At 36.0% G+C, this 1,755-nt stretch carries 2 protein-coding genes; both read left to right on the forward strand.

Annotation, left to right across the window (positions count from 1 at the left end):
* Nucleotides 1-286 precede the first annotated feature (286 nt).
* Nucleotides 287-721, forward strand: coding sequence for a HEPN domain-containing protein (locus F607_RS0126730; protein WP_027710430.1), 435 nt, complete (start codon nt 287-289; stop codon nt 719-721).
* A gap of 97 nt (nt 722-818) precedes the next feature.
* The gene (locus F607_RS0126735) at nt 819-1,697 is read left to right on the forward strand and encodes a P-loop ATPase, Sll1717 family (protein ID WP_027710431.1); all 879 of its coding nucleotides are present in this window, start codon (nt 819-821) and stop codon (nt 1,695-1,697) included.
* Nucleotides 1,698-1,755 lie beyond the last annotated feature (58 nt).

Here is a 1,755-nt window from a genome sequence, read left to right on the forward strand (position 1 = left end):
GGTTTCGCAGCCTGAATTGTAATACCAATGAGGGATTAATTCACTTCTAACTAGTTGATTTTTCTCATTTATTCAGCTTTTTGTCCTGTACATAGTAGTGTAATTCAGAAGAGTTCAATAGTCGTGTAATTGATTTATTCTGTACTTAAGGTAGATGATATTTTGAAGGGATTTAAGTAAGCAATTTGTTTGATTAAAATATAGTATTACTGAATTTGTATAAGTGTGGCGAAATATATTAAATTAGAGTTACGTTCGTTAATAGTTATACAGTAAGGATATGCTCGTGCACGAACCAACAGATGTATCACTTTATAGGTATGGATTGGACTATCTCAAAGCTGCAGAGATATTGTTGTCAAGTTCTGGAAATAAACTACCGGTAGCTCCATTTGGGAATACAATATCTCATGCGGTTGAGCTTTTATTAAAATCGTATTTGCTATCTAATGGCTATGATGAAAGTAAATTAAAGAAGATTGGGCATGACCTTGAAAAAGCATGGGTGAAAGCAAGAGAAGAGGGCTTAGAGATTGATAAATGCCCAGAGTGGGTCAAGGTGTTGGATTCCGCTTACTCTGCACCATTTTTATTTAGATATTCAAAAAACAATACAGCAGTTGTTTTGCCAAACTCCAACAGACTCTATGAGAATGTGGTAAAGATAAGAATGGTTGTCGGAAGTGCCTTAAAAATGGATGATAAAGGAAACTTTGTATAACTAATCAATCAACTTGACGTTTGAAGTAGCAGGTTATCCAGGTGTTGAGACCTTATCTAAATAATGGAGAAAAGTTTTGGGCAGGGTTAAGTGTAATTTGCAAGATCCTTTTCCGGTTGAATGTCTCGCATCTGTAGACTTGGGAAGTGTGGATGGACATCGAGACCTAATGGTTGAGAAGGGTTTTATCCTGACAAAGTCGATCAACATATTTCTACAAGATAAGCACGCTATCATTATTGGCCCCTTTGGGGTAGGGAAAAGTGCTCTTTTTAATTTATTGAGAAATAAAAGTGATACTCTGAAGCAATACCAAAAAGATCTCATCGTGACAATTGACGAGCAGATTCAGTTCGAAGAGTTAAGAGAAGCATCAAAGATATATTTTCCGAAGCTTTCCGAGAGTATATCGTTGCAGCTTTTGTGGAAGTTTCAGGTATGTAGAAGAATATCTGAGGAGCTTGGCAAGCTAGATAAATTTCCCTCCAATGAAGAAGAGAACTATATCAGCGAGTTTATCGCACGAACAGGTGGTATAGGAGGGTATTTATCGATAACAGCAAGGATTAAGTACCTTTTTGAAAAGGTTTCTCTAAAGATCAAAGCCAAGCTTTCTGATGTGCCAGTCGATGTAGAGCTTTCGAAAGAGACAGAAAAAGCGACGAATAGAGTCAACTTAAATTTAGATGAGGTTGTGGCAAACGTAGCGAAAATTATTAAAGATAGAGGTATAAGAAGATGTACTGTTATAATTGATAAGCTCGACAAATTTGTTTATGGAGAAGACTATAAAACACAGAAAAATTATATAGAGTCACTTCTTAAACTCGAAGATGACCTATATGGAGTATATCAAATCGGATTCAAGGTGTTTCTTAGATCTGATCTTTATGAAAGGTTAAATTTCTCAGCTTTAGGACCCGATAAAACTGCAGACAATACCGCTGTTTGTCAAGATAGTTGTCGCATCAACTAACCTACACTAATGATTTAGCATTTGATTGTTATCAGGGTTAAGCCAAACCCTTTCAATT

It is taken from the genome of Zooshikella ganghwensis DSM 15267 (genome assembly GCF_000428585.1).
GTDB classification, from domain to species: Bacteria; Pseudomonadota; Gammaproteobacteria; order Pseudomonadales; family Zooshikellaceae; genus Zooshikella; species Zooshikella ganghwensis.